This is a genomic window from Pseudomonas wuhanensis, assembly GCF_030687395.1.
Taxonomy (GTDB): domain Bacteria; phylum Pseudomonadota; class Gammaproteobacteria; order Pseudomonadales; family Pseudomonadaceae; genus Aquipseudomonas; species Aquipseudomonas wuhanensis.
Genome location: NZ_CP117430.1, coordinates 5,082,865 through 5,109,681, shown reverse-complemented (window position 1 = coordinate 5,109,681; position 26,817 = coordinate 5,082,865). Strand labels below are relative to the sequence as shown.

Here is a 26,817-nt window from a genome sequence, read left to right as displayed (position 1 = left end):
GAGGAACGCCATGAGTCGTGAAGCCCTGCAGGAATCGCTGTCCGCAGTGATGGATAACGAAGCGGACGAATTGGAATTGCGTCGGGTGTTGAATGCCTTCGACGATGTTGAAACTCGCGAAACCTGGGCTCGTTACCAGATCGCTCGGGCAGTTATGCACAAGGACCTGTTGCTTCCTCGTCTGGACATCGCTGCGGCAGTCTCTGCTGCGCTGGCTGACGAAGCCGTACCGGCAAAAGCCTCTCGCGGTCCATGGCGCAGCCTGGGTCGTCTGGCAGTCGCTGCTTCGGTGACCGTTGCCGTGCTGGCAGGTGTTCGTCTGTACAACCAAGACGAGATCGCCGGTGTCGAGTTGGCCCAGCAATCCAGCCAACCGGGTCTGACCGCTCCTCAGGTCAAGGGCCCCGCTGTATTGGCAGGCTACAATGAGAGTTCGGAAGCCACTGGCCCTATGGCCAACGGCGTATTGCAAGGCCAACCAGGCTGGCACGATCAGCGTCTGCCAGGTTACTTGCGCCAACATGCTCAACAGGCTGCATTGAAAGGTACTGAGAGCGCTCTGCCTTACGCTCGTGCAGCAAGCCTGGAAAACCGCTAAGGAGGATCATGCGCGCCATACCTCTACTTACGCTTCTGCTCAGTGGCTGGTTTGTTGTTCCAGCCCACGCCGATGAAGCCCAGGACTGGCTGAAGCGTCTGGGACAGGCCGAGCAAACGCAGAGCTTTCACGGTACTTTCGTCTACGAGCGTAACGGTAGTTTCTCTACCCATAACATCTGGCATCGCGTCCAGGATGGCAAGGTCCGCGAGCGTTTACTCCAGCTCGACGGTTCGGCACAGGAAGTCGTGCGCATTGATGGGCATACTCAATGCGTTAGCGGCACCCTGATAGCAGGGCTGGGGGACTCACCCAACTCCACCGCTCGTGCACTCGATCCACAAAAGCTAAAGAATTGGTACGACCTTGCCGTCATCGGCAAGTCGCGTGTGGCCGGGCGTTCGGCGGTGATCGTGTCGTTGAAGCCTCGCGATCAGCATCGCTACGGTTTTGAGCTGCATTTGGACAAGGAAACCGGTTTGCCGTTGAAGTCATTGTTGCTCAATGACAAAGGGCAACTGCTGGAGCGGTTCCAGTTCACCCGGCTGGATACTGCCGAGGTGCCTTCCGACAGCGATTTGCAGGCAGGTTCTGACTGCAAGCCCGTTAACCTCGACAGTGACAAGGCGTCCGCCGTCAAGACCGCGCAGGTCTGGCATTCGGACTGGTTGCCGCCAGGTTTCGAACTGACCAGCAGTAGCTCTCACAAGGATCCGGATACCAAAGTCCAGGTCAACAGTCTGATGTTCGACGACGGTCTGGCCCGATTCTCGGTGTTCCTGGAGCCATTGAACGGGGCAACAGTCACCGACACGCGTACCCAGCTTGGGCCAACAGTCGCTGTCTCCCGTCGCTTGACCACTCCGCAAGGCGAAATAATGGTGACCGTGGTCGGTGAAATACCGATTGGTACCGCCGAACGGATTGCGCTGTCCATGCGCAACGATGCCGCGGCTACCAGCAAGCAGTGAGCTGATTAGCCATGCTCATCAATCGGGGGCTGGAGGGTGAGGGAGATCGGCGATGGCTGCCCAGTCGTTGAGGTCTCGAAATGTTTTGCCGAGCATTTTCATTTGCAAATATCCGGAAATTTTTTTATAGGTCAGAGCTCCCTCGGCTCTGGCCTTGTTTGTTGTTCCCGGAACAAAAATACCGGCGTATCGTTTCCGGTGTTCCTTGCTCCATATCGCTTAACCATGCTCGTCGTAACGGGAGCCGTATGTCGATACCACGCTTGAAGTCTTACCTCTCTGTTTTTGCCACCGTGCTGGTGCTCGGTCAGGCGGTCACTGCGCAAGCGGTCGAGTTGCCTGACTTCACGCAACTGGTCGAGCAGGCCTCGCCCGCGGTGGTGAACATCAGTACCACCCAAAAGTTGCCGGACCGCAAAGTGTCCAGTGAGCAAATGCCAGACCTTGAAGGCTTGCCGCCGATGCTGCGCGAGTTCTTCGAGCGTGGCATGCCGCAACAGCCACGCTCGCCTCGTGGCGATCGCCAGCGCGAAGCGCAATCCCTGGGTTCGGGTTTCATCATTTCGTCTGACGGCTACATCCTGACCAACAACCATGTGATTGCCGACGCCGACGAGATTCTCGTGCGCCTCGCCGATCGCAGTGAGTTGAAAGCCAAGCTGATCGGTACCGATCAGCGTTCCGACGTCGCCTTGCTGAAAATTGAAGGCAAGGATCTGCCGGTCCTGAAACTTGGCAAATCGCGAGATCTGAAACCCGGTCAGTGGGTTGTGGCCATCGGCTCGCCGTTCGGCTTTGATCACACCGTGACTCAAGGCATCGTCAGTGCCATCGGTCGAAGTCTGCCGAACGAAAATTATGTGCCATTCATCCAGACCGACGTGGCGATCAACCCGGGTAACTCTGGTGGTCCGCTGTTCAACCTGGCCGGTGAAGTGGTCGGCATCAACTCGCAGATCTACACTCGCTCCGGCGGTTTCATGGGCGTGTCGTTCGCAATCCCTATCGATGTCGCGTTGGATGTTTCCAATCAGCTGAAAAGCGGCGGTAAGGTCAGTCGTGGCTGGTTGGGTGTGGTGATCCAGGAGGTGAGCAAGGATCTGGCCGAGTCGTTCGGTCTCGAGAAGCCGGCCGGTGCGCTGGTGGCTCAGATCCAGGATGACGGTCCGGCTGCCAAGGGTGGCCTGCAAGTGGGCGACGTGATCCTGAGCATGAACGGTCAACCAATCGTCATGTCCGCCGATCTGCCGCACCTGGTGGGCGCGTTGAAGGCTGGCTCGAAAGCCGATCTAGAAGTGATCCGCGAAGGCAAACGCAAGAACGTCGAGCTGACCGTCGGCGCTATCCCTGAAGAAGGCAAAGAGCTGGAAGCCCTGCCTAAATCCAGTGTCGAGCGCAGCAGCAATCGCCTGGGCGTTTCCGTGGCGGAATTGACGGATGAACAGAAGAAAGCCTACGACCTCAAAGGTGGTGTGGTGATCAAGGAAGTTCAGGACGGTCCTGCTGCCCTGATCGGTTTGCAGCCGGGCGATGTGATCACTCACCTGAACAACCAGGCGATCGGCTCTTCCAAGGAGTTCACGGACATTGCCAAGGCGCTGCCGAAGAACCGCTCGGTGTCGATGCGGGTTCTACGTCAAGGTCGCGCCAGCTTCATCACCTTCAAACTGGCTGAATAAACCGGTTGTCGGCTGAATAAAAAACCGCCTCGAAAGAGGCGGTTTTTTTGTACCTGGTTTTTTTGTTTCTGAGCTTTGTTTCTGAGCTTTTGTTCTGAAACGGTCAGCCCATCATGTCCTTGACCATGCGCTCCTGCTCCATCAGCTCACGTTGCCGCGCATCGATCCGCGATGACAACGGGAAGTTGCTGCCAGCCTTGCGCTTGGCGAAGTCCAGTTGCTGGATCGCCTGGCGATAGTCGCCGACCAGCGCAAAGTACTCCGCGCGAGCCTGATGCAGGCCGATGATGTTGCCCGACAGGCCACGAGTCTCGGCCACCATATACCAGACGTCCGGATCATCAGGGCGGCTCTTGAGCAGGTTCTCCAGCGCTTTTTCCGCATCGGCTGCTCGATTCTGCTTGAGCAGCAGGTCGACACGCACCTGATTCAGCGGGTAGTTGCCGGGATATTGAGTGAGCATCCGGTCGACCCTTGATTGAGCATCGGGCAGACGATTATTGGTGATGTCCAGATCGACTTGCGCCAGGTTGTAGATGATCTCGTTCGGCGATTTGGCCAGCAGCAGCTTGAGGTTCTCGCGAGCCTCATTCAGCTGGCCGCCTTTGATCTGGGCGATCGCCAGGCCGTAGCGCGCCACGTCGTTTTTCGGGTTTTCATCGAGTTGAGCCCGAAAGCGCTTGGCGCCCAGGCCAGGGGTTTCTTCATAGATCAACTGCACGCGTGCCCGAATCAGCTGGTAACGCATGCTGTCTTCGATGCCGCCCGGTTTGGCCTGTTCGGCGCGGTTGCGGGTGTCGGCGATCCGCGATTCGGTTACCGGGTGAGTCAGCAGGAACTCCGGTGGCTTGGCATCGAAGCGGTACTGGCGCATCAGCCGTTCGAACATGGACGGCATCGAGCGTGGATCGTAACCGGCCTTTTCCAGATTCATGATGCCGATACGGTCGGCTTCCTGTTCGTTCTGGCGCGAGAAGCGTCGTTGTTCCTGAATCGCCGCTGCCTGAGTACCGGCAATGGCCGCAATCCCGGCATCGCCTGCCCCGGCCGCGGCAATTACGATCCCGGCCAGCAGGGCTGCCATCATGGGCACTTGCATGCGTTGCGACGCTTCGACACCGCGGGCAAAGTGACGCTGCGACAAGTGAGCCAGTTCGTGGGCCAGTACCGAGGCATACTCGCCCTCGGTCTGGGCATTGAGGAACAAGCCACCGTTGACGCCGACGATCCCGCCCGGCGCGGCAAAGGCGTTGAGCTGCGGACTGTTGATCAGGATGAACTCCAGGCGCCGGTCATTGACCTGGCTGGTTTCCACCAGTCGGTAGACGCTGGACTCGACGTAATCCTTGAGTTGCGGATCGTTGAGCTGCGACACCTGGCTGCGCAACAGTGCCAGCCATGCACGGCCCAGTTGGTGTTCCTGTTGCGGCGAGACGATGGCAGAACTGGCGTCACCGAGTGACGGCAAGTCGTCGGCGAAGCCCGGTGAGGCGAGCAGGCAAGCGAGCGTCAGCAGGGTAGGGCGCAAAAAAGTCATGCACAAAGCCTTAGTCGACAAAGACCTTACTGTAGCCGGACACTACGCTTGGGACCAGATATTCTAAGCGGCTTAACCCCCTGCCCCGGAGTGATTCGATGACTGACGCTGTAACCCACGACGCCGAACTGGACGCCAGCGGTCTGAATTGCCCGTTGCCCTTGCTCAAAGCCAAACTGGAACTCAACCGACTGGCCAGCGGAGCGGTACTCAAGGTGATCGCTACCGATGCAGGTTCCCAGCGCGACTTCCGCACCTTTGCCCGATTGGCCGGTCATACGCTGCTTCGTGAAGAAGATGAGGCGGGCGTTTACCGCTATTGGTTGAAAAAAGCCTGAAATCTGCTGCGTTCATTTCTAAGGATTATTGATGTTCAAAGTGTTACGCGACTGGATTCAGCGCTATTTCTCGGACGAAGAAGCCGTGGTGCTGGCGGTGCTGCTGTTTCTGGCATTTACCGCGGTGCTCACCCTGGGGGGAATGCTCGCGCCAGTATTGGCCGGTATGGTGCTGGCGTATCTGATGCAGGGGCTGGTGGTGACTCTCGAGCGCCTGCGCGTGCCGGGTGGCGCGGCGGTGGGGCTGGTTTTCGCGTTATTCATGGGGTTGTTGCTGGTCTTTATCATCATCGTGGTACCACTGCTCTGGCATCAACTGATCACGTTGTTCAACGAATTGCCCGGCATGCTCGCCAAGTGGCAGTCGCTGCTGTTGCTGCTGCCCGAGCGCTATCCGCACCTGGTGTCGGATGAGCAAGTGCTGCAGGCGATCGAAGTGGCGCGGGGGGAGATCGGCAAGTTCGGTCAGTGGGCGCTGACATTCTCGCTGTCGAGTCTGCCGTTGCTGGTGAACATCATGATCTACCTGGTGTTGGTGCCGATCCTGGTGTTCTTCTTTCTCAAGGATCGGGAGATGATCGGCCAGTGGGTGCGCGGTTATCTGCCGCGCGAGCGGGCGCTGATCACCCGGGTCGCTCAGGAAATGAACCGGCAGATCGCCAATTATATTCGCGGCAAGGTCATCGAAATTTTCATTTGCGGTGGCGTGACTTACATCGCATTTGTGGCGCTGGGGCTTAACTATTCAGCGTTGCTGGCGTTGCTGGTGGGTGTGTCGGTGGTGGTGCCGTACGTCGGGGCGGTGGTGGTGACCGTGCCGGTGCTGCTGATCGCACTGTTCCAATGGGGTTGGAGCGATCAGTTCATCTATTTGATGGCGGTCTACGGGATCATCCAGACACTGGACGGCAACGTGCTGGTGCCGCTGCTGTTCTCGGAAGCGGTCAACCTGCACCCGGTGGCGATCATTTGCGCGGTGCTGTTGTTTGGCGGGTTGTGGGGCTTTTGGGGCGTGTTCTTTGCGATTCCACTGGCGACGCTGTTCAAGGCCGTGCTGGATGCCTGGCCGCGCAAAGAGCCAATGGTGGCGCCGCTGCTTTAATTGTCAGCCTTGAGGGCCTCTTCGCGGGCAAGCCTCGATCCTACAGGTCTTGTGGAACGCCGCTGGCCTGTAGGCGCGAGGCTTGCCCGCGAAGGCGTCCGAACAGACGCCCAAATAATCAGGCCTTGTTCAGCGCCTGAGCAGCAGCCAAAACCGCATCCACATGCCCCGGTACCTTCACGCCGCGCCATTCCTGACGCAACACGCCGTTCTTGTCGATCAGGAACGTGCTGCGATCAACGCCCATATATTCCTTGCCGTAGAGCTTTTTCAGTTTGATCACGTCGAATAGCTGGCACAGCGCTTCTTCTTTGTCACTGATCAACTCGAAGGTGAACTCCTGCTTGGCCTTGAAGTTTTCGTGGGATTTCAGGCTGTCGCGAGACACGCCGAAGACTTCCGTGTTGGCGGCCTTAAAGGCGTCAAGCTGATCACGAAAACCCTGACCTTGGGTGGTGCAGCCCGGCGTGCTGTCCTTCGGATAGAAGTAAATCACCACTTGCTTGCCTTTGAGGCCCGCGAGGCTGACGGATTGCCCGCTGGTGGCGGGTGCTTCGAAGTCGGCAACCGGTTGGTCGATGGCTACGGCCATGAAAGCTTCCTTACATTGGGTTTTGTGGGCGCCACGGTTCAATCAGTGCGTCCAGGTTCATGGCGTCGGCGAAATCCAGGAACTGGTCACGCAACCAGCTGATCTGAGTGCCGGCCGGCAAGGTCACGGTGAACGTGGCGTTAAGCATGGTGCCGCCGGTCTGCGGGGCCTGATAGGTGTCGCAGGTCAGGTTCTCCAGCTCGACGTTGTGATCCATGAAGAACTGGCACAGCTCGTTGATGATGTCCGGGCGGTAGGCCGAGCTGACATAGGCAACGTACGGCAGGGCCTGGGGGCGGTTCTCCAGGGCAGCGCTGCGGATCACGTTAACGGTGAAGGCGTGCCGTTTGGCCAGCACTGGCAGGCTGCCTTCGAGACGCGCCAGGGCGTCCCAGCTGCCGGAGATCTCGAGGATCAGCGCACTGCATTCGCCGTGACGCGTCAGGCGAGAGGTGACCACGGCGCAGCGGTTTTCATGGCTGGCGCGGCACAGGACGTTAGTCAGCTCCATGGGGTTGGCGCCGAGGGCACTGATTACAAGGAATTGTTCGCGAACTGTGGGGGTGGACATGCAGCATTCCTAAAGCGATGAGCGGTCGATACTTTTATGGGCTTTTTTTGCCGGGACGAGCCTGCGGATGCGAATTCAGAAAACCCGGCCGAAGGTTGCAACGTGCTCCAGTATGGCAAGAGCGAGGGGTAGCAACGCTGGATCGGGGCTTGTGATGCCGAAAATGGAGGCTGGAACGCGGCGTACGAGCTTATCAGTACCGATCAAAGTCTGAAGGGTAGCGAAAAGCAGCGCCAAGGGGAATGGCAGCAGCGCAGTACTTCGCTTGTACAAGCATCTTGGCGCCAGTACCATTACCGCTCTCTTTTTCCGGCAGGAGCGGTTGCATGATTGCGGGCAGTATGGTGGCACTGGTCACACCCATGGATGCACAGGGTCGTCTCGACTGGGACAGCCTGAGCAAACTGGTGGACTTCCACCTGCAAGAGGGCACCAACGCCATCGTGGCGGTCGGCACTACAGGTGAGTCGGCCACGCTTGACGTGAACGAGCACATCGAAGTGATTCGTCGCGTGGTTGCCCAGGTTGCAGGGCGTATTCCGGTGATCGCCGGTACGGGCGCCAATTCGACGCGCGAAGCGATCGAACTGACAACCAATGCAAAGAACGCCGGCGCCGACGCGTGCCTGCTGGTAACCCCCTATTACAACAAGCCGACGCAAGAAGGCCTGTACCAGCACTTCAAGGCAATCGCCGAAGCCGTCGACATCCCGCAGATTCTCTACAACGTGCCGGGCCGTACCGCATGCGACATGCTGGCCGAGACCGTAATCCGTCTGTCGACCGTGAAGAACATCATCGGCATCAAGGAAGCCACGGGCGACCTGCAGCGCGCCAAGGACATCCTGGCCGGCGTGAGCAGCGACTTCCTGGTGTATTCCGGTGACGATGCGACCGCGGTCGAGCTGATGCTGCTCGGCGGCAAGGGTAATATTTCGGTGACCGCCAACGTCGCTCCGCGCGCCATGAGCGAGTTGTGTGCCGCGGCCATGGCCGGTGATGCCGTCAAAGCCCGGGCGATCCACGAAAAGCTGATGCCGCTCAATAAAACCCTGTTTATCGAATCCAACCCTATCCCCGTGAAATGGGCACTGCATGAAATGGGCTTGATGCCGGACGGTATCCGTCTGCCGCTCACCTGGCTCAGTGCTGCCTGTCACGAACCGCTGCGGCAGGCCATGCGCCAGTCCGGCGTCCTGGTTTAATTGAGGAAGTACTACGCATGAAGCGATTGGCCGGACTTTCCGCACTTGCCTTGATTATCTCCAGCACCAGTGGCTGCGGATGGATCTGGGGCCCGGAAGGTTATTTCCGTGACCGTGGTAGTGACTACCTGGAAGCGCAACAGACTGCACCGATGCAACTGCCACCGGACGTCAGCACCGCCAAGCGTCTGGATCCGCTGTTGCCGATCCCGCGCAACGTGGCCGATGACACTGCCAAGGGCGAATACATCGTGCCTCGTCCGCAGCCGCTGTCGGCAGCGGCTGATGCCAGCGACTATACACTGCAGAAGAGCGGCGACTCGCGTTGGGTCATGGCCCAGCACCCACCGGCTGAAGTCTGGCCCGTGGCCGTGCAGTTTTTCCAGGACAACGGTTTCCGTCTGGACGAGCAACGCCCGCAAACTGGCGAATTCACCACCACCTGGCAGCATTCCGACGAACTGTCCGCAGCAATGGCCAAGCGCCTGAGCGCAGCCGGTGTCGGCGCCGACAGTGAAAGCCGTGTGCGGGTGCGTATCGAACCAGGCGTGCAGCGCAACACCAGTGAAGTCTATGTGGTCAGCGCCGAGCGTCCTGCCGGCAGCACCGCCAATGTGGATTTCACCAATCGTTCGGTCAACACCAGCCTGGACGCAGCACTGGTCGACGACATGCTCGCGAGCATGAGCCGCACCTCGGAGAAGGGCGGTTCGGTCTCCATGCTGGCCTCTCGTGATTTCGATACGCCAAGTCGTGTCAGCCTGACCGAAGACGGTAGTGGTAACCCGGTGCTCAACGTCGGTTCTGACCTGGATCGTGCCTGGTCGAGTGTCGGTCGTGCGCTGGAACAGGGCGAATGGCGTGTTGAAGACATCAACCGCAGCCTGGGCCTGTACTACATCAACCTCGCCGAAAAAGCCGAGAAAAAGGACGAGAAGCCAGGTTTCTTCAGCGGTCTGTTCGGCAGCAAGCCGGACAAGGAAGAAGTTGAAGCCCGTGCCGAGCGTTATCAGGTTCGCCTGAGCAAGGTTGGCGAGAACGTCCAAGTCACCGTCGAGAAAAACATCAACACCGTGGCGCCCGCAGACGTGGCACGTAAAGTGTTGAGCGTGATTCAGGACAACCTGGGCTGATCACATGCGTTTTGCCGTTCTCGGCAGCGGTAGCCAAGGGAACGGCACGCTGATAGCCAGCGATGACACGTATGTACTGGTGGATTGTGGTTTCTCCCTGCGGGAAACCGAAAAACGCCTGCTGCGACTGGGTGTAAGCCCTTCGCAGCTGAGCGCGATACTCGTGACCCACGAACATGCCGATCACGTGCATGGCGTGGGTTTGCTGTCTCGGCGTTACAATCTGCCTGTCTACCTCAGTCGCGGGACCCTGCGCGGGATGCGCAAACCGATTGAACCCGCAGGCCTTCTGGCTGGCGGCGAGCAACTGCAAATCGGCCCTCTGAGCATCGGCGTCATTGCCGTGGCCCATGATGCGCAGGAGCCGACGCAGTATGTCTTCAGCGACGGTCAGCGGCGTTTCGGCCTGTTGACCGACCTGGGCTCATACTGCAACAAGGTGCTGGACGGCTATCGGGACCTCGATGCGTTGATGATCGAGGCTAACCATTGCCGTGACATGCTGGCTCGCGGTCACTACCCGTACTTTCTCAAGCAACGGGTGGGCGGCGAATTGGGACATTTGAACAACCATCAGGCGGCATTCCTGGTGGCCGAGTTGGGCTGGCAAGGCCTGCAACATCTGGTCCTGGCCCATCTGAGCAGCAAGAACAACCTGCCGCAGCTGGCCCGGCAATGTTTTGTCGACACCCTCGGGTGCGACCCGGACTGGCTGCAACTGGCCGATCAAGATTCAGGGCTCGACTGGCGACACATCGCCTAGCCCACCTACTTAGCAAGCGGAGCCCATCATGGAAAAACGTGAAGAACTCTACCGCGGCAAAGCCAAATCGGTTTACAAGACCGACGACGCTGACCGCTTGATCCTGCTGTTTCGCAACGACACTTCGGCGTTCGACGGCAAGCGCATTGAGCAGCTCGACCGCAAAGGCATGGTGAACAACAAGTTCAACGCCTTCATCATGCAGAAGCTCGAAGCAGCCGGCGTGCCGACTCAATTCGACAAACTGCTGGGCGACAACGAATGCCTGGTGAAGAAACTCGACATGATCCCGGTCGAGTGCGTCGTGCGTAACTACGCCGCCGGCAGCCTGGTCAAGCGCCTGGGCGTGGAAGAGGGTATGAAGCTCAACCCTTACACCTTCGAACTGTTCCTGAAGGACGACGCCAAGGGCGACCCGTTCATCAACGAATCCCACGTCGTGGCATTCGGTTGGGGCACTGCCGAGCAACTGGTTCGCATGAAAGAACTGTCGCTCAAGGTCAATGAAGTCCTGAGCAAACTGTTCGACGACGCCGGCCTGCTGCTGGTCGACTTCAAGCTCGAATTCGGCGTTTTCTCCGACGGCACCATCGTCCTGGGCGACGAATTCAGCCCGGACGGCTGCCGTCTGTGGGACAAGGCCACCGGCAAGAAAATGGACAAGGACCGCTTCCGTCAGGGCCTCGGTGACGTCATCGAAGCCTACGAAGAAGTCGCCAATCGTCTGGGCGTACCGCTGTAATCGACGCAAGCATCTGATAGCACGGAAAAATTTCGCTTAGGGGGTTCGCTTCCGGCAAAAGTGTTGTTATGATGCGCGCCGTTGGAGAGATGCCAGAGTGGCCGAATGGGACGGATTCGAAATCCGTTGTACCTTCACCGGTACCTAGGGTTCGAATCCCTATCTCTCCGCCATTACATAGAAAAAGCCCCGTAGCTGAATAAGCTACGGGGCTTTTTCGTTTGCGCAGCTTTTTCCGTTGGGCCATTTGCCCCAAGTTTTTGGTGTCAGATAAATCAGGCCAACAGCGTAAGAAAAATATGCATATTTACGGGAAAACTGACTCCGCCGAGTCTCTTTAATTACCGCCTCCCGTATCCATTGGTCCTGCCGCGAATCAAGGTTCTTTCTTCGAAATATCCGTTCACATTGAAAGACATTGCCTCAAAAATTCCTCATCTACTCTGGTTTCGCAGGTCACTGATCTGTCGTAATCAGCAGTCGCAAGGAGCGATCAATGTATTTTGAGATTTACAGGCAAACCCGTGGTATCGCACAAACCGGCAAGGGCCAATGGCGCTGGCGTTTGCGGGCGGGGAATCATGAAACGATTGCCAGTGGGGAGGCTTACGTCAACAAGTCTGATTGCGTGCACGCCATCAGCTTGATCAAAGGGACTCATGATCAGACCCCGGTCAAGGAAATATAAGCTCCAGGGCGGTGAAGCTGCTCAGTCAGAGCAGCTTCGTTTTTTCAGGCTCCCTGTTTTTATGGATCAGGTCATTTGCCAGCCTGCATAGACGCCGATTACGACACCTCCCTAAACTGTCGCCCAGTCTTGGGGACCGGGGTGCAAGGGATGAATCGCAACGAACTGCGCAAGGCCGACATCAATCTGATGGTGGTGTTCGAGACATTGATGCTCGAACGCAACGTCACACGGGTGGCGGAGAAGCTGTTCCTCGGTCAGCCGACCATCAGTGCGGCGCTGAACCGCTTGCGGACGATGTTCAATGATCCGCTGTTCATTCGGGTCGGCCATCGCATGGAGCCGACGGCGCGGGCCGAGGAGATTATTCAGCACCTGTCACCGGCGCTGGATTCGCTGTCGGTGGCTTTGAGCCTGACCCATGATTTCGATCCGCTCAGCAGCACCATGACGTTTCGCATCGGGCTGTCGGACGATGTCGAGTTCGGCCTGTTACCACCGTTGCTGCGCGCCTTGCGTCAGGAAGCTCCGAAGGTGGTGTTCGTGGTCCAGCATGTTGACTACTGGCGGATTCCCGACCTGCTGGCATCCGGCGATATCACCGTTGGTATCAGCCAGACCCGCGGCCTGCCAGCCAACGCCAAGCGCAAATTGCTGCGACACATCCAGCCCAGTATTTTGCGTGCAGACGCATCGGACACACCGCTGACCCTCGATGAATATTGCTCGCGGCCGCACGTGCTGGTGTCTCACACCGCCAATGTCAGTGGCTACGCCGATGAGTGGCTGGCGGAAATCGGCCGCACTCGTCAAGTGGTGCTCTCGGTGCCGCAATACAGCTCATTGCCGGCCTTGCTCGCCGGCACCGATCTGATCGCCAGCCTGCCGGATTACACGGCCGAAGCGATGGCCGCGTCCGGCCAACTGTTCAAGGAGCCGTTTCCGTTCAAGACGCCAACCCTGGACTTGTCCATGGTCTGGCTCAGTCATGTCGACAGCGATCCGGCCGAACGCTGGCTGCGTTCGCGTCTGGAGGCGTTCATGAGTGAGCGTGCGATTCTTCCGCCGTCCCAGTGAGTAGGGCGGCGCTGTGTTATATGTACGACCTTTCTGCCAATCATCAGGAGCCCTGTCATGCCCCACCTGCACATGGAATACACCGCCAATTTGCCCGAATTGAATGCCGATGTGGCGTTGATGCGACTCAACAACGCGTTGGTGGCGTCCGGCCAGTTTGGTGCTGAGTTCGATATCAAGGCTCGTGCAGTGAAGGTCGAGACTTTCAGGGTGGGCACGGCACTGGGCGAGCGGGCGTTCGTGCATGTGAAGCTGGCGCTGTTGAGCGGTCGTTCGCCGGAGATCAAAAAGCAGTTGTCTGAAAGCCTGCTGGCCGTGGTGCAGGATGTGTGTGAGTGGCCGGCGGGGGTTGAGGTCCAGCTGTGTGTTGAAATCCTCGATATCGATCGAGAGTCCTACACCAAGACTGCCATTGGCCACTGAGTTTCAGGCCATTTCCTGCTTGACGCAGGCTTTGACCACTTGCTCGCGAAGCCAGGTATTGGCGCTGTCCTGATCGCAGGCTTCGCTCCATTGCATGTCGAGGGTAAATCCTGGCAAGCCATTCGGTGCTTCGCAATGACTGAATACCGCGTCATTGGCCAGCAGCCTTTGAATGCGCCGCGGTAGCGTCAGGATGAGGTCGGTGCCGGTGATCATCTTGAGGGCTGCCCTGTAGCTGTTGGATCGGGCGATAAGTTGTCGTTTGTGATCGACCGTGTGGGGGTCGAAGGTCCTGTGTGGGGGGAGCACGTGACGATGTTCAACGAACGATCGCAAACTTGGGCGCGATTGCGGCGGGGTTGCGCGTTTATCGAAGACGTAAACCATTTCATCTTCAATCAGCCTCCGGGATTTGAAGTTCGCGTGGCTGTGCTGAAAGTCGGGACCGAAGCAGATCACCAGATCGAGACTGCCATCGCGCAATTCATCGACGGGTAGGGCGGTATCGAGTTTTTGCACATTGATGATCACCGGCAGGTTGGCAAAGTCGAAGTTCCTCAGCAGCCGCGGCAGTACCAGCAGTTCGAAGTATTCCGACGCGCCAATGTTGAAGGTGACGGCTTTTAGAGTCGGATCAAAGGTTTGAGCTCCGGAATGGCAGAAGTTGATGCCTTCCAGAATCTTCAGCACATGCTCGTGCATGGTGGTGGCTTTGTAGGTCGGACGCATTCCTGATCGGGTATTGATGAACAAATCATCTTTGAAGCCGGTACGCAGCTTTTTCAGCGAATAGCTGACGGTGGACTGGCTGACCCCGAGGGTTTCGGAGACGGCGGTGACGCTGCTTTGTTCATACACGGCGACGAACACCATGAGGTCCTGCATATCGAGCTTTCTAAGTAAATTGCTGTTAAGCATCTGACCCATCTCGACGAACTCCCTGTCCTGTTTTGAGCACAACCTATCCATAGAAGGATAACGGAACGATAGTGCCAGGAGAATGCCTTGTAGGAAGCTTCATTGTCAGATGTGGGACACAACGTGTAGGTAACACGACCTGTGCATTCAATCGCCTGCGATATCGCCCGGCGCGTTCGGGTCTGGAGGGGCTTTCCGGGAATTTCTGGATCAGCGCGGACTGCCCGCGGGCCAAGCGCTGAAGTTACGCCCAGACACTTGGCTGTGGTCGGTGTGAGGTTATAGGTTAATAAGTCTGATTACAGTAAGCCGTCTTGTGCACACACGCTGACTATCTGTTCGCGAAACCAGTTGTTGGCGCTGTCTTGACCTGGTTTCTCGTTCCACAACATGTCCAGTGTGAAGTTCGGTAAACCCGTTGGCGGTTTGCAATGGCTGAACCTGGCTTCATTACTGATCAGCATCTGAATGCGTCGAGGCAGAGTGAGAACAAAGTCGGTCCCGGGGATCATGTTGAGTGCTGCAACGTAACTATTGGCCCGTGCAACAATTTGGCGGGTGTAGTCCCATTTGCTGAGCCAGCCATCCACCATATTGGTGTCTGAAGTCCAGGGAGTCGGAAAGATGTGCTGGCGCGCGACAAAGGTGTCCAGGCTGAACTCGCCCTCTGGCGGCGCGAAGTCTTTATCGACGACGCAGACCAGGTCATCTTCCAGCAGTACTTGTGATTTCAAGTTTTTAGCGCTGCGATGGAAGTTTGGGCCGAAACAAATGACCAGATCAAAACGGCCGTCTATAAGTTCATCGTTCGGGATGTCTCTGTGGAATTTCTGGATGTTTACAATAACCGGAAAGCTACTGCCGATAAAACGCTTTAGCAAGTTAGGGAGGATAAGAAGTTCAAAGTATTCGGGTGCGCAAATGTTAAAGGTTATCTCTTTTTGTGCGGGGTCGAAGGAGTGCAGTCCGGAGTGGCATATGTTTATGGTTTTCAAGATCTTGAGAACATGACTGTACATCGTGGCAGCTTTGTGTGTTGGCCACATCCCGTTGCGGGTATTGATGAAGAGTTCGTCGTCGAAACTCGTGCGCAGTTTTTTCAAGCAGTAACTCACCGTGGACTGGCTGACGCAAAGGGTTTCGGAGACCTCGGTGACGCTTCTTTGTTCATACACAGCCACGAAAACCATAAGGTCCTGCATATCCAGTTTTCGTAGCAGATTGCTATTAAGCATAAAGTCCGTCTCGGTGAAAATCCATGTGTGTCACAGTACGTCATGTTTTGTGACAGGGTTGTTTATTTATATATTAGTGCACGCAATTGGTTTTTTAAATAGTCTGTCGGAAATTTCCTCAATATATTCTCGTTCCACTTTAGAGAGAACCCTGAGCAGGGATAGGAGGGCGAAGTGTTGGTACGAGTCACGGAAAGCCAAACGCCGTTATGGATGCAGGCGACTGAAGTTGTGAAAGAAAAGTTTCGCAGATCTTATAAGGCATCCGTAGAACCGAGCCCGCAGTATTTTGCGGTCACCCAGGACAGCGAGGAACGGATTCTTTCTTGCGCCGGTATAACTTTTGCGGATGACCGCACACTGTTCTCGGAGCAATACCTGTCGCAACCGATAGAAACGATTCTGTCCCAGCGTTTTGAAAAGATGATTGATCGGTCAGTTATTGCCGAAATAGGCAGTTTGATTTCTCATCATCTGACGGCCGGAATGATCATGGTCAACATGGTTCCGTTGTTGGCCTGGTGCATGGGGGCTCAATATTTACTCTGCACCGTTACGCCCCGGGTCCGGAAAATGATGGAAAGCTGCCAGATCGATTTCGAACCACTACTTACGGCGGACCCTCAGCGTCTGGCCGACGATGGTGGCAAGAACTGGGGTACCTACTACTCGAAATTACCCGTCACCGGTTTTATCCGCGTGGACCCGAAACGTTCGCGATTCGCCGCTATGACCCTCGGTACTTTGTTCACCCAGCTGCCGAACAATTTGCCGGCGAGGGCGCAGTCATGAGCGGTCGATTCATTGCGGACCTACGGCTTGCGTTGCAGGTCAATCGTCAGAAGGTCTGCGCGATCGATTGTGCTCCGACCGGCCTGGAACACGCCGCTGTCATGACCTATGGCGAGCTGGAGTCCCGCGCGCTGAATCTGGCAGCGGAACTGCAGCGACGTTTCGACACGGCGGCTCATGGCGACCACGTGGTGCTGGGAATTGCGACGCGTAACAGCAGCGACTGGTTGATTGCCGATCTGGCTTGTCTGTTTGCCGGAATTACCGCACTGCCTTTGCCGCTGGCGTTCAGTCAGTCCCAGGCCGAGCACCTTGCCGAGCGTTGTGACGGGTTTCTGGTGGATGCCGCAGGCGAGCGGACGCTGGCCGAGCGGTGGATGCTCGACTTTCCCGACAACCGCCTCAGACGTATCGGCGAACCTGCCCTGGAGCAGCCGTTGTTGCGAGAGCCGGACGGCGATAGCGCATGGATCTGCAAAATCATTCACACCTCGGGGACGACCAGCCGGCCCAAGGGCGTGCGTCTGAGCACGGCGGCAGTGGGGGCGGTATTGGCTTCCCTGCGCCAATGGATGCCGGTCGATGCCCATCGCAGCTACCTGTCACTGGTGCCATTGAGCCTGCTGCTGGAGCAAGTGACCGCCGCGTATTTGCCGCTGCTGGCGGGCGGGATTGTGCATTTCCTGCCTGAAGGCGAAGCACTGCTGGGGGAACCGGGGATGTCGCCGCAGCGTTTGATCGAGTGGATCCTACGGGTCGAACCGACAGCCTTGACGGTGCCACCGGTGATGCTCAATCGCTTTCACGAACTATTGACCCAAGGCGGCGCGCAGGGCGAGCGCCTGTCTCGTTACCTGCATTCGGGGGTGCATATCACCTGCGGCGGCGCGGCCGTCAGCATCGATATTCTGCATGCCCTCGCCGAGGAGGGTATCCCGGTGTTCCAGGGTTACGGGCTCTCCGAGAACGCCTCGGTCGTCAGTATGAATACCTTGCAGCACCAACGCTTGGGTAGCGTGGGCAGGCCGTTGCCGCATGTTCAGGTGCGCATCGGGGCCGACCAGACTATTGAGGTCAAGAGCAGCTCGTTGTTCAGCGGCTACTCGGGCAAGGACCCGAGCGCCTGTTCGATGTCCGACGATGGCTGGATGGACACCGGGGATCTGGGAGAGCTGGATGCTGATGGCTATCTCTATGTTCGCGGTCGCAAGAAAAATGTGATCTGCCTGCCCAATGGCCGCAACGTCAGCCCGGAACAGGTCGAGTTGGAATACCGCGAATTCCCCGGTGTGCGCGATGCCGCTGTGTTTTTCGATGAGGCCCAGGGTCTGGTGGCGTTGTTGTGTGTTGAATCGGCACCGGATCGCGATGAGCTGGCCAGCTGGTCAGCGCGGCGCTTTTCCGACATCGAGCGCCCGAGTCGCCTGTGGTTGCTGACCAAGGACGATCCATTGCTCGAGCAACTCTACACCGTCACCGGCCGTCCAAAACGCGCCGACATCGCTACTGTTTTCGCCAATCTGCAAGGGAATGCATCTGATGAACACACCTGCCTATCACTGTGAAAACCCCGACGTATCCATTATTGAACCGCGCCATTTCGCCAGCCTGGGCAAGGCCGAGCTGTACGAGTTGCTGGGGCATTACGGCGTCGTCCTGTTGCGTAACTGCATCCACAATGCCGAGGATTTCAGCGCCTATGTGAAGCAGAACAGTTCGCGGCTGAGCCTCGACCCGGCTCGGGTCATGGTCGGCGGCGCCGCGCAGTTGGTGGATGCGGGCCGTCAGGCGATTGGTCTGCATTGCGAGAATGGTAACTCACCGTTCTGGCCGGACATCACCTGGTTCTATTGCCAGGAAGCGCCGCACACTGGCTCGCAAACCACCCTGTGCGACGGTGAGAAAGTACTGGCGAAGCTCTCATCCGCCTGCCGCACATTTTTCGAAGACAACCCGATTCGTTACAGCCGCACCGTTGTCGGCGACAAATGGCGTCGGCTGGTCTGCCATTATTCGCCGGCGCTCTCGGACCCGGCGGCGGTCGGGATCGAAGATCTGATGCAAATCATCGGCGACGATCCGCAGACACAGATCTCCTTCAATCCGCTTGATGATTCGATTCACTACGCCTTCAGTACCCCGGCGATTCTGGTCTCCGAATTCAGCCAGCGTCCGGCGTTTGCCAACAGTATTCTCGGGCCGTCCTTCAACTATGAAGTGCCAGTGATCGATACATCGTCCGGGCTGCCCATTCCCGGCGAATTCCTGCACGAAATCGCCGAGGTTTCCGCGCAATACACCTACCCCGTCGGCTGGCGTGACCATGACATGGTGATGATCGACAACCGTCGGGTAATGCATGGCCGTGAGGCCATCGTTGACGAGCGCCGCCGTATCTTCAACGCCCTGAGCTACCGCTGAGACCTATTTATGAAGACCAATAACAAACAGATCATTTCTGGTCAGTACGAGACGTATATCGACGGTGACGGTCGCCAGATAGTCGATCTGGCCGGCGGGTTTGGTTTTCAGGTGCCGGCGGTGATCGAGGCGGTCAACCTTCAGGCGCAGATCATGGGGCTGTCCAATCGGGTGCTGATGTCCGACCCACTGATCGCTTTGTGTCGTCGTTTGGCCGAGTTGCTACCGCAGCCGCTGGTCAGCTCTTATGTGTGCAGCTCCGGCGATGAAGCATTCGAAGGCGCCTTGAAACTGTGCAAAGGCCTCAAGCCCAAGGGCAGGACCATTGTGGTTGTTGAGGGCGGCGACTTTGGCTCGCTGAGTTACGGACGTTGCCTCAGCGCGCCGCAAAGCTATCTGGAGATGCAGCGCTTTCTGGGCTTCGAGCTTGTGGCGATCAGGCATGTCCGTGACCTGGACAAGGTGGACTGGAATGATTGCTTCGCGGTTTGCCACACCAGCACCGTGATGGATGAAAACGGTCGCCTGCGCCTGATAGAACAGGTGCTACTCGATCACTTGTATGCCGCAGCGGCCAAGGAGTCGGCGCCGGTCATCGCGGTCGATGTGCAAAGTTGTCTGGGGAGCCTCGGCACGCTGTTCGGTTTCCAGCGTTTTCGCAATACCCCGGACATTGTGGTGTTGGGCGGGCCGCTGGGCGGCAGCGCGATTCCCATCGGCACCTATACCTGCAGCGAACAGATGGCGTATCAGGTCTATGGTCGCAGCAGCCCGGCGAAACATGGCAGCACCACCGCCGGCAACCCGATGGCCTGTGTGGCCGCCATGGCGGCACTTGATTATGTGCAGGCACACGACTTGCCCACACAGTGCCTCACTAACGGCAAGATCCTGGCGCAGGAGCTCGCCTCATTCGGTGCTGTCGCCTGCGGTGCCTGGGTCAGCCTGCCGCTGCCAGCCGACCTCAATCCCGCCGAATTGTGCGAGGAGCTTTATCAGCGTGGCGTCTATGTCAGTGCACCCCGTGGCCGCGAGTTGATTCTGCGTTGCCCGATCACCGCACGAGCCGAACACATCCAGCACGCATCCCGGATCATCAAGGAGACTTTAATCCATGTCCTTATCCCTATCGCATGAACAACTGCTGGATGATTGCCAGCGGCATTGGAGTGCCTCGGCGGCCAAGCTCTATCGCTTGGGTAAAACCAGCGTCGAAAAGGAAACCGATGGCATCTATGTCACCGACCATGCCGGCAAGCGCTTTATCGACTGCGCATGCAGCTATGGGGTGTTTATCGTCGGTCATCGCAATCCGATGGTGCGTGAGCAGGTGCAGACCCAGTTGAACCAGATGGCCTGGGTCCCGGAAGGTCGGGTGCATCCGCTGCAAGGCGCATTGTCCGAGCGTCTTCGGGATCTGGTGCCGGGTGATTGGGGGGATGTGCAGTTCATGGTCTCGGGCGCCGAAGCCATCGAGCAGAGCATGCGTTATGTGCTCAAGGTGCAGCAGCACCGGCGCGGAATCGTGGTCATGAACGATTCCTATCATGGCAAAACGCTGGCGGCGATGAGCATTCTGGGGCAGAAACAGCACCATCGCAGCTATGGCACCGCAGCCTCGGAAGTGACTTATGTGCCGTACGGTGACTTCGCCGCCTTGCAGAGAGCGGTTGGCGAGGGTGTGCGTGCGGTGTATGTCGAGCCGATTCTGGGGGGCGCTCACTTGCAGGTTCCGCCCGTGGGTTACATGGCCAATATCCGCGCGCTGTGCGATGCCACCGAGACCTTGTTGGTGGCCGACGAAATCCAGACAGGTTTCGGCCGCTGTGGCAAGTGGTTCGCCGTGCAGTACGACGACGTCGTGCCAGACATCATGATCCTCTCCAAAGGCCTGACGGGCGGCTACACCTCGTTTGCCTGCGCGATGTACAGCCAGCGACTGGCCACGCAATACCCGCTGAGCGAGACCGAGCCTGACCAACGGACCAATGGCGGGCATCCGGTGGCGTGCGCCTCGGCGCTGGCCGCGATCGATTACATCGAGCAGAACAACCTGGTCGAGCAATCGCGGATCAATGGCGGCTTGCTGCGCCATGGCCTGCAACGGTTGGCCCAGCGTTATCCGCAGATTGTCGAGGATGTGCCCGGTGTGGGCTTGATGACCGGTTTGCGCTTGCGCGGCTCGGTCTACGAAGCGCTGATGAGCATGGAATTGGGCAAGCGTGGCGTGCATGCCGGGCATTCCATGAATGAAAAGGCCAAGCACCCGGTTCTGCGGTTTTACCCGCCGTTGAACATCACCCCCGACGCGCTTCGGCATGTCCTGACGATGACCGAGGAAGCCCTGGAGGCGATCGCCCGGCGTCCGAAGCTGGCGGTCAAGGCGTTTTCTGTGGTGGTCAGAAACATGTACCACATCCCCAACAAGCTACTGCGCAGCAACGGGAAGCCCTGAGTATGTTCAATCCCGATACGTTGACCCTGCGCGAAATGGCCGGCCTGCTGCGTCGCGGTGTGCTGACCAGCGTCAATTTGCTGGAGTTCTATCTCCAGCGCATTGGCGAACGCAATCCGCAGATCAATGCCCTGATTCAACTGGAATCTGTCGACGAACTGCGTCGGCAGGCCCGGGAGGCTGATGAGATGGTCCGTGTCGGGAAGATTCATGGGCCTTTGCACGGGATTCCCATGACCATCAAGGACGTCTGTCATGTGCGCGGCTTCCGCATGTCGCGGGGGTTGGGGGAGTTGCTGGGCGACGCCAGTCAGCAGGATGCCACGGTCGTCGCCCGGCTTCGGCAGGCGGGGGCGATCATCCTTGGGATCACCAATGTTCCCGAGTTGTGCATGGCCTTTGAAACCGAGAACCTGCTGTACGGCCGCACACTCAATCCCTATGACGGGCAGCGCTCCGCCGGTGGCAGCAGTGGCGGGGAAGCGGCAGCCATCGCGGCCGGTTGCTCGCCGGCCGGGCTGGCCTCGGATGCTTGTGGCAGTGTGCGGATTCCGGCGCATTTCAACGGTATCTGCGGCATGAAACTGACTCAGGGGCGTGTGCCGTTGACCGGCCAGTTTCCCAATGATCGCTCCGGGTTGTTCCATCTGACGTCGGCGTTTGGTGTGATGGGGCGTTACGTCGACGATCTGGCATTACTTGGGCAATTGATCAGCGGCGCTGACGGTTACGACCCGGACACCGTCGATGTGCCGTTCGCCGACAGCAAGCCGCTGGACCAATTGCGTGTCGCACTGTCCTGGGAGTCCACCAGAACCCGGGTAAGCCCGGCAGTGAAGCAGGTTTTGCAGCGGGTCGAGAGTTGCCTGAGCAGTGTGGTGGCGCAAGTTACACCGACGGCTCCGCAGATGCTCGACGAAGCCTGCGATGTGCTATGGCGGGTTTTTATCACGGGTGCGGATGCCGGGCGTGGCTGGAAGCGTTTGTTCCAGTCCATGGACAAACAGACCTATACACCCGCCACCACAGGGTTGATCCGCTTGAGCGAAGAGGTCGAGTTGAGCGTGGATGAAATGAAGCGTGACTGGATCCTCATCGACACGTTTCGCTACCACCTGGCGAAGTTCTTCAATCAGCACGATCTATTCATTTGTCCGGTATTCCCGGATGTGGCGTTCGCTCATGGCGAGTCTTTGCAGGACCGTGATCGCTATGCCTTTGTGTTTCCGTTCAGCCTCTCCGGTTCACCGGCGGTGGTCATTCGCGCCGGACATGATCCGGCCAACGGGATGCCGATCGGCATCCAGATAGTCGGCCCGCATTGGCAGGAAGAGCAGTTGCTGGCTGTAGCCAGTTTCCTTGAGCGCGAACTGGAGCGCTGGAGTCCGGTCGCACCGTAGGACGCAGTCACTCTTTGAAGGATCTCAAGCCGTAACGGTTTTGGCGTGACGGCTGTTGATCACCAAAGCCAGCATGCCGACACCCACCAGCACAGCACCGGTGACTTCTATCAACACCGGTTGCTGTCTGAGCCAGAACCAGTGAAACAATGTGACAAACAGGGTGTTCAGGTAGACATAGGAAACCACTGTCGACGGCGAAATCACCCCGATTGCCCGATGCAGCAGCCAGAATGTCCCCAGGGTGCCAAACAGCGCCAGGTACACCAACCAGAACATATCGCTCGACGACAACTGCGCGCCGCTGCGCCAACCGCCGTTAAACAGACAGAACGCAAACAGAAACAGCGAGCCGAAAAGCATGTTCCAGAAGGTCATCGCCACCGGGTCACGCCCCTTCAAACTCTTGGCCTTGAACCGCTGGCTCAGTGGCGAATAGAGTGCCATCGCCAGGCAGCCGACGCCGAAGACCATTACCGGGTACAACGCGGGCAGCTCACCCGGAGCCGCGCCTTTAAGCGTCAGCAGCAGGGCGCCGATTGCCGCAATCGACATTGGCAACAATCGAGTCTTCAGGCTCGTACTCGGCAGCAGGAATACCTCAAAGAACAACGTCATCAGCGGCACCAGCGTGTACAGCGTCGCGGTATTGACCGCCGTGGTGTAGCGCAGTGCTTCAAACAGCGAACCAAAATACGTCGCCAGCAGCAGCCCAAGAACCGCATGGGCCAGCAGGCCTTTGGCCGAGATTGGTGAAGTGTTTTTCAGTAACAGCAGCGGCAAGAACATCAAGGCTGACAGCAACAAGCGCAGGCCGGTCAACAGAATTGGATCTATCGATTGGCTGACCTCTGCTGCCGCAAAGAAAGACGATGCGATCAGCATCGCCCAGATCAGCATGCCCCAATGAGCTTCTGCAAAACCGACTTGCTTCATGAGTTCCTTTCCCTGCGTTTGAAAATAGATTTAGCGGGCGCAGTCGGTAATGCCTGTAGGAGCCAGCGGTGCGGCGATCCGACTTGCCGCACCGCTGGCTCCTACGAAAAGCGGTTCACTCGTTTAAACTGACCGCCATTTGGCACAATCGGTGCGTTGATCGATGGGGGCTTGAAAGGACCTTCGAAGACTATTGGATATGCTGCGCGTATTGCCTTGGGTTGAAGCGCAGCACCATCACAATCATCACCGCCATCACCGCTGTGAGTGACCACCAGGCCCATTCGAAGCTGCCCAATTGGTCGCGAATCATCCCGGCAATCAGCGGCGAGAGCCCCGCGATCAGGTAACCGATGCCTTGTACAAAGGCCGTCAGGCCACCGGCACGACGCGGGTTATCCAAGTGATCAAGGGACACGATCAGGCTCATCGGGAACAGGCCGCCAATGCCCAGGCCCAACAGGCACGGCCATAGCAGGCTAAAGCGTTCCGGGCTGAGGATCAGGCCGCAGAAGCCGGCCATGATCAAGGCCAGCAGAACGACCAGTACCAGACGCTTGTCCTGGCTGCGGTTGGCAATCGCGGGTGTTATCAGCCCAGACACGACTTCCATGGCGGTGAGAAACCCCAGCAGTAAGCCGGCATTCTGTTCGCTCCAGCCTTTTTCCACGTAATACGGGGCTAGCCAGGCCAGCACACAGGTGTAGGAGGCCGTGCCCAAGCCGAAGAAAATCGCCAGCAACCAGGCCCGTGAGTTACCGACGAAGGACTCCTGGCGCCCCATTGGCGCCGCCGGCAATGGCGCGATTGCCGAGCGCTGGGCAAGCCAGAAGACCAGGGCAACCAGCGTCAGTAGCGCCCAGATTGCCAGGCCCATCCGCCAACTGCCGGTTTGCGCCAGGACGAAAGGCGAGAACGATGCGGCAATCGCCGCTCCGCCCATGATCGAGGTGACATACAAACCCATGAACAGCGAAACGTTGTCGCTGAAGCGTGACTTGATCAGCGCCGGCATCACCGCCTGAATGAGGGCGATCCCGAGCCCGGCCAGTACCGCGCTCAGGATCAGCTCAAGGCTGCTGTCCAGGTACAGCCGCGAGACCGTGGCCACACCGATGATCAGCAAGGACAGGATGATGGTGCGGTGATCGCCGACCCGTTGCGCGATGCGCATTCCCAGGAACATCGCCAGTCCCATCGCCATGACGGGCAGCATGGTCAACAGCGCGGCGGTACTGAAACTTAACGGGACATCCCCGCGAATGGCCGACAACAACGGCCCGACAGCGGCCATCGAAGGCCTCAGGTTCAGTGCCACCAATACCACGCTGACCATCAGCCATCCGGCATAGGAACTTGAAGTGCGAACGTTTTCCATAAAGGAACCCCAGATGTACAAGGCCGTGATTAGGCCGCTCCAAGCCTGCAGGGGCAAACTGAAATGTCGCTGGCACTATCGAGAAATTAGGTTGGTTACCGGGGGGAATGTTTAGCCAATCTGCAACCAAGGTTCATCAAGTCTGGATTTAACGGCTTATCTGCCCGTGTGACGCTGCTTTGCATCTGTTTACTGCGGTCTTTTCCATGGACGTCTGGCTGATCGGAATCAAACACGAGGGGGCGTCTGGTGCCACTTCAAGCCTTCAGCCACGTCGTCTATACAGGCCTGCCAGCGCGCCAAGCCTGTCTGCACTCCCTTCTGAACTGGCCTTCTGGGCACTGTGGCACTGCCGCCACGCCCGCCCGCCGGATTCCTGCATGTCCCGTTGATTGTTCTGACAGGTCCCGCGCTGTGCGCCGGGATCAAACCGGCGGCGCCTGTGCGTTTGCCTGACGCGGATAGACGAGAATTCCCATGAGCTGTGCCACGACATCCTTCGCCACGAAAGAAGAAGCCCTGTCCTTCCTGGACCACAATCCGGATATCGAGATGTTCGAGCTGTTCATCCTCGACAACAACGGTGTGCCACGGGGCAAGTTGCTGCATCGCGATGAACTGCTGGCGGTGTACGAAAGCGGCCGGCCGCTGCCGAGCACCATTCTGGGCCTGACCATCAATGGCGATGACGTGGAAAATTCCGGGCTGGTCTGGGACGTCGGTGATATCGATTGCCGGGCCTACCCGATCAGCGGCAGTTTGCAGCGTATGCCGTGGCGATTGATTCCCACGGCGGCGGTGCAGGTCAGCATGCATCCAAAAGAGGGCATGCCCGCGACCATCGCCGACCCACGGCATCTACTGGCCAAGGTCATCGAGGGCTTGCAGGCCGACGGTTATTACCCGGTGATGGCGGCGGAGCTGGAGTTCTATTTGCTGGATCAGCAGCGCGACAGCAACGGTCGGCCGCAGCCGGCGCGGGATGTCGATGGCGGGCGGCCACGTGGGACTCAGGTCTATGGCTTACGTGAGCTGGAGCAGATCGAGCCCTTTCTGGCCGACCTCTACAACGCCTGCAAACTTCAGGGTATTCCGGCGCGCACGGCGATCTCCGAATACGCGCCGGGGCAGGTGGAAATCACCCTCGAACACCGCACCGATGCTTTGCAGGCGATGGACGAAGCGGTGCGCTACAAACGGCTGGTCAAGGGCGTGGCCCACAAGCATGGGATGAGCGCCTGTTTCATGGCCAAGCCTTTCGATGACCTGGCCGGCACCGGCATGCACATGCACGTCAGCCTGGCGGACAAGGACGGCAATAACCTGTTCGCCAGCGAAGCCCCGGACGGCACGCCACTGCTCAAACAAGCGGTCGGAGGAATGCTCGGTACGTTGCTCGATTCATTGCTGCTGTTCTGTCCGAACGCCAACTCGTACCGTCGTTTCCAGACCAACAGCTACGCACCCCTGGCGGCCACCTGGGGCGTGGACAACCGCACCGTGAGTTTGCGGGTGCCCGGCGGGCCGGCATTCTCCCGGCATATCGAGCACCGCATCTGTGGTGCCGACGCCAACCCGTACCTGGCGGCTGCGGCGATCCTGGCTGGTATTCATCGTGGCATCCGCGAGCAGCTTGACCCGGGCGCTCCGGTGGAGGGCAACGGGTATGCCCAGGCCACGCAATTGTTGCCGACCGACTGGTTGACCACATTGCGAGCGCTGGAGGCTTCGAGCTGGGCGCGGGAGGCATTCGGCAGTGAGTTTCTTGGCGTGTATCTGGCGGTGAAACGTGCCGAATACCGGCAGTTCATGGGCGAGGTCGGTGAGCAGGACTGGCGCTGGTATCTGCATCAGGCCTGAAAC

At 58.4% G+C, this 26,817-nt stretch carries 26 protein-coding genes and 1 tRNA gene; 20 read left to right on the top strand and 7 right to left on the bottom strand.

Annotated elements, in window-relative coordinates:
• Positions 1-10: 10 nt before the first annotated feature.
• From PSH88_RS23610 to PSH88_RS23600, 3 genes are all read left to right on the top strand, one after another.
• Complete coding sequence (locus PSH88_RS23610) at positions 11-598, top strand: sigma-E factor negative regulatory protein (protein WP_253551525.1); 588 nt, start codon at positions 11-13, stop codon at positions 596-598.
• 8 nt (positions 599-606) lie between these two features.
• Complete coding sequence (locus PSH88_RS23605) at positions 607-1,569, top strand: MucB/RseB C-terminal domain-containing protein (protein WP_305422970.1); 963 nt, start codon at positions 607-609, stop codon at positions 1,567-1,569.
• Positions 1,570-1,817: 248 nt separating this feature from the next.
• Positions 1,818-3,248 (top strand): DegQ family serine endoprotease, encoded by a 1,431-nt coding sequence (locus PSH88_RS23600; RefSeq protein WP_305422968.1) that lies wholly within the window; start codon positions 1,818-1,820, stop codon positions 3,246-3,248.
• Positions 3,249-3,351: 103 nt separating this feature from the next.
• Here the strand turns inward: PSH88_RS23600 and PSH88_RS23595 are convergent, their stop codons facing one another.
• On the bottom strand, positions 3,352-4,785 hold the full coding sequence (locus PSH88_RS23595) for a M48 family metalloprotease (protein ID WP_305422967.1): 1,434 nt from the start codon (positions 4,783-4,785) through the stop codon (positions 3,352-3,354).
• 98 nt (positions 4,786-4,883) lie between these two features.
• Here PSH88_RS23595 and PSH88_RS23590 point away from each other — a divergent pair, with 98 nt between their 5' ends.
• The gene (locus PSH88_RS23590; RefSeq protein WP_007898654.1) at positions 4,884-5,123 is read left to right on the top strand and encodes a sulfurtransferase TusA family protein; all 240 of its coding nucleotides are present in this window, start codon (positions 4,884-4,886) and stop codon (positions 5,121-5,123) included.
• Positions 5,124-5,154: 31 nt separating this feature from the next.
• Positions 5,155-6,225, top strand: coding sequence for an AI-2E family transporter (locus PSH88_RS23585; RefSeq protein ID WP_192344364.1), 1,071 nt, complete (start codon positions 5,155-5,157; stop codon positions 6,223-6,225).
• 118 nt (positions 6,226-6,343) lie between these two features.
• On the opposite strand, the gene PSH88_RS23580 is transcribed toward PSH88_RS23585, so the two are convergent.
• Positions 6,344-6,817 carry a peroxiredoxin gene (locus PSH88_RS23580; RefSeq protein WP_305422965.1) on the bottom strand — a complete coding sequence of 158 codons (474 nt, stop codon included), beginning with the start codon at positions 6,815-6,817 and terminating at the stop codon, positions 6,344-6,346.
• Positions 6,818-6,827: 10 nt separating this feature from the next.
• The gene (locus tag PSH88_RS23575; RefSeq protein WP_030132651.1) at positions 6,828-7,388 is read right to left on the bottom strand and encodes a glycine cleavage system transcriptional repressor; all 561 of its coding nucleotides are present in this window, start codon (positions 7,386-7,388) and stop codon (positions 6,828-6,830) included.
• 326 nt (positions 7,389-7,714) lie between these two features.
• Here PSH88_RS23575 and dapA point away from each other — a divergent pair, with 326 nt between their 5' ends.
• The 8 genes from dapA to PSH88_RS23535 all read left to right on the top strand — a co-directional run bounded on the left by dapA (position 7,715) and on the right by PSH88_RS23535 (position 13,419).
• Positions 7,715-8,593, top strand: coding sequence for a 4-hydroxy-tetrahydrodipicolinate synthase (dapA, locus tag PSH88_RS23570; RefSeq protein ID WP_048394063.1), 879 nt, complete (start codon positions 7,715-7,717; stop codon positions 8,591-8,593).
• A 17-nt stretch (positions 8,594-8,610) separates the two neighbouring features.
• Entirely contained in the window at positions 8,611-9,726 is a 1,116-nt protein-coding gene (gene bamC, locus PSH88_RS23565) for an NlpB/DapX family lipoprotein (RefSeq protein ID WP_305422962.1), read from the top strand.
• A gap of 4 nt (positions 9,727-9,730) precedes the next feature.
• Positions 9,731-10,489: an MBL fold metallo-hydrolase gene (locus PSH88_RS23560; RefSeq protein WP_305422960.1), complete on the top strand. Its 759-nt coding sequence runs from the start codon at positions 9,731-9,733 to the stop codon at positions 10,487-10,489.
• 28 nt (positions 10,490-10,517) lie between these two features.
• Positions 10,518-11,231, top strand: coding sequence for a phosphoribosylaminoimidazolesuccinocarboxamide synthase (purC, locus tag PSH88_RS23555; RefSeq protein WP_095630959.1), 714 nt, complete (start codon positions 10,518-10,520; stop codon positions 11,229-11,231).
• A gap of 83 nt (positions 11,232-11,314) precedes the next feature.
• Positions 11,315-11,404, top strand: a tRNA-Ser gene (locus tag PSH88_RS23550).
• A 323-nt stretch (positions 11,405-11,727) separates the two neighbouring features.
• Entirely contained in the window at positions 11,728-11,919 is a 192-nt protein-coding gene (locus tag PSH88_RS23545; protein ID WP_008074435.1) for a YegP family protein, read from the top strand.
• A 150-nt stretch (positions 11,920-12,069) separates the two neighbouring features.
• The gene (locus tag PSH88_RS23540; protein ID WP_305422959.1) at positions 12,070-12,996 is read left to right on the top strand and encodes a LysR family transcriptional regulator; all 927 of its coding nucleotides are present in this window, start codon (positions 12,070-12,072) and stop codon (positions 12,994-12,996) included.
• A gap of 57 nt (positions 12,997-13,053) precedes the next feature.
• Entirely contained in the window at positions 13,054-13,419 is a 366-nt protein-coding gene (locus PSH88_RS23535; RefSeq protein ID WP_305422958.1) for a 5-carboxymethyl-2-hydroxymuconate Delta-isomerase, read from the top strand.
• A 3-nt stretch (positions 13,420-13,422) separates the two neighbouring features.
• Here the strand turns inward: PSH88_RS23535 and PSH88_RS23530 are convergent, their stop codons facing one another.
• Positions 13,423-14,337 (bottom strand): LysR family transcriptional regulator, encoded by a 915-nt coding sequence (locus PSH88_RS23530; RefSeq protein WP_305427047.1) that lies wholly within the window; start codon positions 14,335-14,337, stop codon positions 13,423-13,425.
• A 299-nt stretch (positions 14,338-14,636) separates the two neighbouring features.
• Positions 14,637-15,572, bottom strand: a complete 936-nt coding sequence (locus PSH88_RS23525; RefSeq protein ID WP_305422957.1) for a LysR family transcriptional regulator — start codon at positions 15,570-15,572, stop codon at positions 14,637-14,639.
• A 174-nt stretch (positions 15,573-15,746) separates the two neighbouring features.
• On the opposite strand from PSH88_RS23525, the gene PSH88_RS23520 reads away from it, so the two are divergent.
• From PSH88_RS23520 to PSH88_RS23495, 6 genes are read left to right on the top strand one after another with little or no spacing between them, the layout of a single operon-like run.
• Positions 15,747-16,364, top strand: coding sequence for a thermostable hemolysin (locus PSH88_RS23520; protein ID WP_305422955.1), 618 nt, complete (start codon positions 15,747-15,749; stop codon positions 16,362-16,364).
• On the top strand, positions 16,361-17,929 hold the full coding sequence (locus tag PSH88_RS23515; RefSeq protein WP_305422954.1) for an AMP-binding protein: 1,569 nt from the start codon (positions 16,361-16,363) through the stop codon (positions 17,927-17,929). The genes PSH88_RS23520 and PSH88_RS23515 overlap by 4 nt, the downstream gene beginning before the upstream one ends.
• On the top strand, positions 17,904-18,785 hold the full coding sequence (locus PSH88_RS23510) for a TauD/TfdA family dioxygenase (protein ID WP_305422953.1): 882 nt from the start codon (positions 17,904-17,906) through the stop codon (positions 18,783-18,785). Before PSH88_RS23515 ends, PSH88_RS23510 begins: the two co-directional genes overlap by 26 nt.
• 9 nt (positions 18,786-18,794) lie before the next feature.
• Positions 18,795-19,922: an aminotransferase class III-fold pyridoxal phosphate-dependent enzyme gene (locus PSH88_RS23505; RefSeq protein WP_305422952.1), complete on the top strand. Its 1,128-nt coding sequence runs from the start codon at positions 18,795-18,797 to the stop codon at positions 19,920-19,922.
• Complete coding sequence (locus tag PSH88_RS23500) at positions 19,900-21,240, top strand: aspartate aminotransferase family protein (protein ID WP_305422951.1); 1,341 nt, start codon at positions 19,900-19,902, stop codon at positions 21,238-21,240. Before PSH88_RS23505 ends, PSH88_RS23500 begins: the two co-directional genes overlap by 23 nt.
• A gap of 2 nt (positions 21,241-21,242) precedes the next feature.
• Complete coding sequence (locus PSH88_RS23495) at positions 21,243-22,640, top strand: amidase (RefSeq protein ID WP_305422950.1); 1,398 nt, start codon at positions 21,243-21,245, stop codon at positions 22,638-22,640.
• A gap of 24 nt (positions 22,641-22,664) precedes the next feature.
• On the opposite strand, the gene PSH88_RS23490 is transcribed toward PSH88_RS23495, so the two are convergent.
• Both PSH88_RS23490 and PSH88_RS23485 read right to left on the bottom strand, forming a co-directional pair.
• On the bottom strand, positions 22,665-23,576 hold the full coding sequence (locus PSH88_RS23490) for a DMT family transporter (RefSeq protein ID WP_305422949.1): 912 nt from the start codon (positions 23,574-23,576) through the stop codon (positions 22,665-22,667).
• Between the two features lie 190 nt (positions 23,577-23,766).
• Complete coding sequence (locus PSH88_RS23485; protein WP_305422947.1) at positions 23,767-24,954, bottom strand: cyanate transporter; 1,188 nt, start codon at positions 24,952-24,954, stop codon at positions 23,767-23,769.
• Positions 24,955-25,431: 477 nt separating this feature from the next.
• Here PSH88_RS23485 and PSH88_RS23480 point away from each other — a divergent pair, with 477 nt between their 5' ends.
• Positions 25,432-26,814 carry a glutamine synthetase family protein gene (locus PSH88_RS23480; RefSeq protein ID WP_305422946.1) on the top strand — a complete coding sequence of 461 codons (1,383 nt, stop codon included), beginning with the start codon at positions 25,432-25,434 and terminating at the stop codon, positions 26,812-26,814.
• Positions 26,815-26,817: the final 3 nt, after the last annotated feature.

Bases quoted from the DNA above. Each gene is read 5' to 3' on its own strand.
- dapA (WP_048394063.1), top strand. From the start codon at position 7,715: ATGATTGCGGGCAGTATGGTGGCACTGGTCACACCCATGGATGCACAG.
- PSH88_RS23515 (WP_305422954.1), top strand. From the start codon at position 16,361: ATGAGCGGTCGATTCATTGCGGACCTACGGCTTGCGTTGCAGGTCAAT.
- PSH88_RS23500 (WP_305422951.1), top strand. From the start codon at position 19,900: ATGTCCTTATCCCTATCGCATGAACAACTGCTGGATGATTGCCAGCGG.
- PSH88_RS23510 (WP_305422953.1), top strand. From the start codon at position 17,904: ATGAACACACCTGCCTATCACTGTGAAAACCCCGACGTATCCATTATT.
- PSH88_RS23540 (WP_305422959.1), top strand. From the start codon at position 12,070: ATGAATCGCAACGAACTGCGCAAGGCCGACATCAATCTGATGGTGGTG.
- PSH88_RS23600 (WP_305422968.1), top strand. From the start codon at position 1,818: ATGTCGATACCACGCTTGAAGTCTTACCTCTCTGTTTTTGCCACCGTG.
- PSH88_RS23605 (WP_305422970.1), top strand. From the start codon at position 607: ATGCGCGCCATACCTCTACTTACGCTTCTGCTCAGTGGCTGGTTTGTT.
- PSH88_RS23535 (WP_305422958.1), top strand. From the start codon at position 13,054: ATGCCCCACCTGCACATGGAATACACCGCCAATTTGCCCGAATTGAAT.
- PSH88_RS23490 (WP_305422949.1), bottom strand. From the start codon at position 23,576: ATGAAGCAAGTCGGTTTTGCAGAAGCTCATTGGGGCATGCTGATCTGG.
- PSH88_RS23525 (WP_305422957.1), bottom strand. From the start codon at position 15,572: ATGCTTAATAGCAATCTGCTACGAAAACTGGATATGCAGGACCTTATG.
- PSH88_RS23495 (WP_305422950.1), top strand. From the start codon at position 21,243: ATGTTCAATCCCGATACGTTGACCCTGCGCGAAATGGCCGGCCTGCTG.
- PSH88_RS23480 (WP_305422946.1), top strand. From the start codon at position 25,432: ATGAGCTGTGCCACGACATCCTTCGCCACGAAAGAAGAAGCCCTGTCC.
- purC (WP_095630959.1), top strand. From the start codon at position 10,518: ATGGAAAAACGTGAAGAACTCTACCGCGGCAAAGCCAAATCGGTTTAC.
- PSH88_RS23595 (WP_305422967.1), bottom strand. From the start codon at position 4,785: ATGACTTTTTTGCGCCCTACCCTGCTGACGCTCGCTTGCCTGCTCGCC.
- PSH88_RS23580 (WP_305422965.1), bottom strand. From the start codon at position 6,817: ATGGCCGTAGCCATCGACCAACCGGTTGCCGACTTCGAAGCACCCGCC.
- PSH88_RS23530 (WP_305427047.1), bottom strand. From the start codon at position 14,337: ATGCTTAACAGCAATTTACTTAGAAAGCTCGATATGCAGGACCTCATG.
- PSH88_RS23590 (WP_007898654.1), top strand. From the start codon at position 4,884: ATGACTGACGCTGTAACCCACGACGCCGAACTGGACGCCAGCGGTCTG.
- PSH88_RS23505 (WP_305422952.1), top strand. From the start codon at position 18,795: ATGAAGACCAATAACAAACAGATCATTTCTGGTCAGTACGAGACGTAT.
- PSH88_RS23575 (WP_030132651.1), bottom strand. From the start codon at position 7,388: ATGTCCACCCCCACAGTTCGCGAACAATTCCTTGTAATCAGTGCCCTC.
- PSH88_RS23545 (WP_008074435.1), top strand. From the start codon at position 11,728: ATGTATTTTGAGATTTACAGGCAAACCCGTGGTATCGCACAAACCGGC.
- PSH88_RS23485 (WP_305422947.1), bottom strand. From the start codon at position 24,954: ATGGAAAACGTTCGCACTTCAAGTTCCTATGCCGGATGGCTGATGGTC.
- PSH88_RS23585 (WP_192344364.1), top strand. From the start codon at position 5,155: ATGTTCAAAGTGTTACGCGACTGGATTCAGCGCTATTTCTCGGACGAA.
- PSH88_RS23610 (WP_253551525.1), top strand. From the start codon at position 11: ATGAGTCGTGAAGCCCTGCAGGAATCGCTGTCCGCAGTGATGGATAAC.
- bamC (WP_305422962.1), top strand. From the start codon at position 8,611: ATGAAGCGATTGGCCGGACTTTCCGCACTTGCCTTGATTATCTCCAGC.
- PSH88_RS23560 (WP_305422960.1), top strand. From the start codon at position 9,731: ATGCGTTTTGCCGTTCTCGGCAGCGGTAGCCAAGGGAACGGCACGCTG.